We start from the raw sequence: 5035 nt of genomic DNA, 5'->3' as shown, positions 1-5035 counted from the left end.
GAACAATCCCTTGCCGCGCTGGTGGTTTGGTCTGTTCATCCTGACCTTCATCTTTGGCATCGGCTACCTCGTGTTCTATCCGGGCATGGGCAACTACTCCGGCACGCTCGGATGGACCTCCGATCGTCAGGTGCAGGACAACATCGACGCGAACCAGGCGAGGCTGGAGTCGCTGTACGCAGGCTTCCGCGGCAAGTCCCTGACCGCTCTCGCCGCTGACCCCGCGGCAACCAAGGTCGGGCGAAACGTTTTCGCCAACAACTGTGCAGCCTGCCACGGCTCTGACGCCCGAGGCGCCAAGGGCTACCCGAACCTGGTCGACAACGACTGGCTGTATGGCGGCGAGCCGGAAACCGTACTCGCCAGCATCATGAACGGGCGACAAGGCCTGATGCCGCCAATGGGTGCAACCTTGCCGGGCAACGGCGTTGCGGAAGTAACCCAGTACACCCTGAGCCTGTCCGGGCTGGATCACGACAGCCGGCTTGCCGCGGCTGGAAAATCCAAGTTCGAATCGATCTGCGCCGCCTGCCATGGTGTCGACGGCAAGGGCAATCACGCACTGGGTGCGCCGAACCTGACTGACGACATCTGGCTGCACGGAGAAAGTACAGCCGCGGGTATCCGCCAGACCATTCTGCAAGGCACGGGTGGCGTCATGCCGCCCTGGGGACCGATCATCGGAGAAGATCGCGCCCGACTGGCTGCCGCATGGATCATTGCCCAGGCCACGGCAGCCGCCGATTCCGAACGAGTGGATGCCGCCCATACCGGTGGCGCACAGTGACCACCTATCAACCACCACCGGGCGCACTGCGTCCGCTTGAGGAGAACCCGCACGACTCCCTGGTGCGTCGGGTGGGATCGGTGGTCTGGCCTTCATTTTTCGCCGCGGGCGTCGCGACGATCATGTTCTTCGCCATTGTCGATCCTGTCGAACTGGCCGGGATCACCTGGCCACAGGTCGAGATCTCACGCATGACCGGCTACTCGATCGGCTTCTTCATGTTCTGGCTGTGCACGATATCGGCCTGCCTGTTTACGGCGATGCTGGTTGCACCGCCGTTACCGGCGCGCAAGGTTGGCAAGGGTTGAAATGGGACTTGTTGCGCCATGTGATTCTGGTTCGCCTGAGCTTGAGCAAAGGCGCACTTTGGCCCATCTAGTCCGCCGACATGACGACAATAGGAGCACGCCTCTTCGAGGCGCGGCATCCCTGCCATTTTTTCACTCGCCTCCGGGCGAGCGAGACAATTTCTCATGTGCGCTCGCTGCACCGATGTTGCGGTATCTACCCAAAGCTTTCACTCGCCTTTCGCGAGCGACCTGCTTTCTCTTGAGTGGCCAAGTAAAGAGTAGGCAAAGAGAAGCGACTCGCGCGCCGCAGGCGAGTGCAAGCCCTGCACTTGAGGAACGCAGCGAGACTGCACGGAACGCAGAAGCAAACATGCCAGGACAGCAACACCAATGACATCCAAATCTAAAATCGACATCGTCGTCGCCGACGCGACCGGTTCCCTGTACGCGAAGGAACCCAAGGTCTACCCGCGCGAGATCGAAGGTCGCTTCCAGCGCTGGCGCACGATCGCGGTGTTCTGGTTGCTCGGCATGTTCTATGCGTTTCCGTGGATCAGCATTGGCGGGCAGCAAATCGTGTTGTTCGATCTTCCGGCACGACGCTTTCACGTTTTTGGCATGACCTTCTGGCCGCAGGATTTCTATCTGCTGACATTGCTGCTGATCATCGCCGCGCTGAGCCTGTTCTTTTTCACGGCGGTGGCTGGTCGACTCTGGTGCGGCTATGCATGCCCGCAGACGGTCTGGACCGAAGTTTTCCTGTGGATGGAAAGCAAGATCGAAGGCGATCGCAACGCACGCATGCGCCTGGACAAGGCGCCATGGTCGGCCAACAAGGTCTGGCGCAAATCGGCCAAGCAGTTCGTGTGGATCACGTTCGCACTATGGACGGGCTTCACCTTCGTCGGGTTTTTCACGCCGATCCGCGAACTGGGCGCGGAAGTGATGCAGGGTACGCTGGGTGGATGGGAGTCGTTCTGGATTCTCTTCTACGGATTTGCGACCTATGGCAATGCCGGTTATCTGCGTGAGCAGGTATGCAAGTACATGTGCCCGTACGCGCGCTTCCAGAGCGCGATGTTTGATCGCGATACTCTGGTCATCAGCTACGACGAGACACGGGGCGAGCCGCGCGGTCATCGCAGACGCGACACCGCACGCTTTGGCCCGGCTTCGGCAGCGCTGGAGATTTCCAATCCGCTCGATACCGAGGTGCCGGCCGGACAGCAACGCGTGCTCGGTGACTGCATCGACTGCCTGGCCTGCGTGCAGGTCTGCCCGACTGGAATCGACATACGCAAAGGCCTGCAGATTGAATGCATTGCCTGCGCCGCCTGCATTGATGCCTGTGACGCGGTCATGGACAAGATGGAGTACCCGCGTGGCCTGATTCGCTACACCACCGAAAATGCCTTGCTCGGTCGCCCGAATCGGCTGTTGCGGCCGCGCACGCTGATTTATGCATTCATCCTGGCCAGCGTCATCGGTGCGTTCTCCTGGCTGGTCACGGCACGCGATGCGGTGATCATCGAGGTCCTGCACGATCGCAATGCGCTGTTCCGCACGATCAGTCAGGGCGCTATTGAAAACAGCTACAACGTCAAGCTGGTCAACAAGACAGACGCCGACAAGCTGCTTTCGTTGCGCACCGAATCCGGACTGCCACTGCGCATGATCGGCAAGCCTTCCGTCACGCTCGCGCCGAATGAGGTGTTCTCGCTGCCACTGACCCTGCGTGCAGATCGCGGTGCGACTTCAGGACGCCAGCCGATCGAGGTACTGGTGCTGGATGATCAGGGAACCGTGCTCGCGCGCGGCAAGTCACATTTCTTCGGCCCGGAAGAGCCATGAACAAGCCTCCCGCAAGTACGCTGATTCTGGCCTGGTATCGAGTCCCCGAACTCTGGCTGATCCTGATCCTGCTGGGCGCCACCGTGATCGGCTCGTTTGCCCTGCTGGCGACGGCGATCCAGACACCGGATACGCATGTTGCAGTACCCAATGATGTACCGAGGTCGAGCCGCATTCCTCCTGCCGAACCGGCCGCGACGCCGGTGAAATCCACCAGCGGAGACGACGGAAACACGCCGTGAACGCGGAGCGCTGTTTTCATTGCAACGAGGTGAATCCCGATTCGCCTCGAATGCTCGCACGCGTGCGTGGAAAATCGCGCGCAGTATGTTGCCCGGGCTGCAAGGCAGCCGCCGAGTGGATTGACCAGCTCGGCCTTGGTGACTATTACACCTTGCGTAGCGAGCCGGCATTGCGCCAGCAGGAATCAATCGACTTTTCCGCCTGGGAACGCCCTGCGCTGAAGCGCCTGCACGTACGGGAATCGGCCACCGATCACGCCGAAGTCGTCGTCCTCGTCGACGGCCTGCGCTGTTCGGCCTGCGCATGGCTGATCGAGCGCGCAATGCGATCGACACCCGGCGTTCTCGACGTCGGTGTCAATGCACTTGCACGACGCGTCGTGCTCACATTCAACCCGCAGGTGACTGGCCTGCCCCAACTGCTCGATGCGATGGCACATCTTGGCTACACGCCATCCCCATTGACTGCCGACATGATCGATTCGCAACGCCAGCGAGAGTCGAGGGCGGCGCTCAAGCGCCTGGTAGTCGCCGGGCTTGGCACGATGCAGGCGATGATGATGGCTGTGGCACTGTACGCGGGCGTGTTCGATGGCATCGACCCCAGCGTAAGGGAATTCTTCCGCTGGCTGGGCTTCCTGGTCGCTACCCCAGTCGTGCTCTACTCGGCCCAACCTTTCTTTCGCGGTGCACTGCGCGAGTGGCGCTCGCGGCGCTTGTCCATGGATACGCCGGTGGCGCTGGCCATCGGCCTGATCTACCTGGCCAGCCTCGTTGGCATCCTTGCCGGTGGCCACGAAATCTACTTTGATTCGGTCAGCATGTTCGTGCTGTTCCTGCTCGTGGGTCGCCACCTGGCCATGCGCGCACGGCATCGAGCCGGAGACGTGGTCGATGCGCTGTCACGCCTGCAGCCCGCGCTCGCCGAACGGCGCGATGGCGACAAGTTCGAAACGGTTGCCGTGCACGAATTGCAAAAGGGCGACATCGTGCGCGTGGCTGCAGGCTCTGCCGTGCCTGCCGACGGGGTACTGGTCGGACCGACCTGCCGCATCGATGAATCGCTGGTCAGTGGTGAATCCACGCCGGCACGGCGATCACCCGGCGAAAAGGTGATTGCCGGCAGCCATGTGATCAATGGGCCCATCGAGATCGAGGTGCGCCGGATTGGTGCCGACACCGTGCTGGCCGGCATCGTGCGCATGGTCACGCGTGCAGCGAGCGAACGCCCCCGGCTTGCCAGGCTGGCGGATGCGCGCGCTGCACGATTCGTGTTGCGCGTGCTGGTGCTTACCATGCTCACCGCGGGCGCATGGCTGTGGTTTGATCCTTCCCGCGCACTGCCTGCCGCGCTGGCCGTGCTCGTTGTTAGTTGTCCCTGCGCATTCGCACTCGCGGTGCCGGCGGCGCTGACGCGCGCAGTTGCGGTGCTCGCTCATCGTGGTGTACTGGTCGTCGACGCCGATGCGCTTGAAGCATTGGCCAAGGCTGATCATTTTGTCTTCGACAAGACCGGCACGCTGACAGAGCCAAGCTTCGACATCGCGGACGTACAAGCCCTGCGCGGAAGTGCCTCCGAGGCGGCCTGCATCGCCGCAGCGCTCGAGCAGGGCAATACGCATCCGCTGGCACTCGCCTTTCGTCGCATGGCAGCCAACACGCCGGTTCCGGCGGCGCGCTTGCTCCGGCAACTGCCGGGTTCGGGTGTCGAAGGCGAAATCGACGGGGTCCACTATCGTCTCGGCCACCCAGGTTTCGTCGCCACCCTTTTTCCAGGCGGGGATGAAGACCAGAATCCCGGCGATGCGCTGGTCCTTGCCGATGATCGGGGTCTGATCGCTCGTTTTCCGATGACCGAACAGCTG

General features: G+C 62.0%; 5 protein-coding genes. All 5 read left to right on the top strand.

What is annotated here, in order from left to right:
• A partial coding sequence (gene ccoP, locus WBP53_RS10555) for a cytochrome-c oxidase, cbb3-type subunit III (RefSeq protein WP_423928685.1) occupies positions 1-787 on the top strand: 787 nt, incomplete at its 5' end.
• Positions 784-1095, top strand: coding sequence for a hypothetical protein (locus WBP53_RS10550; RefSeq protein WP_423928683.1), 312 nt, complete (start codon positions 784-786; stop codon positions 1093-1095). The genes ccoP and WBP53_RS10550, both read left to right, overlap by 4 nt.
• A gap of 372 nt (positions 1096-1467) precedes the next feature.
• Entirely contained in the window at positions 1468-2928 is a 1461-nt protein-coding gene (gene ccoG, locus WBP53_RS10545) for a cytochrome c oxidase accessory protein CcoG (RefSeq protein WP_423928681.1), read from the top strand.
• Positions 2925-3170 (top strand): hypothetical protein, encoded by a 246-nt coding sequence (locus WBP53_RS10540; protein ID WP_423928679.1) that lies wholly within the window; start codon positions 2925-2927, stop codon positions 3168-3170. Before ccoG ends, WBP53_RS10540 begins: the two co-directional genes overlap by 4 nt.
• The coding region (locus WBP53_RS10535; RefSeq protein WP_423928677.1) for a heavy metal translocating P-type ATPase at positions 3167-5035 on the top strand (1869 nt) is incomplete at its 3' end. The genes WBP53_RS10540 and WBP53_RS10535, both read left to right, overlap by 4 nt.

Source organism: Dokdonella sp., assembly GCF_049593775.1.
Lineage (GTDB): Bacteria > Pseudomonadota > Gammaproteobacteria > Xanthomonadales > Rhodanobacteraceae > Dokdonella.
Note: the sequence above shows the minus strand (reverse complement) of the source record. Positions and strands in the feature narration are given on the sequence as shown.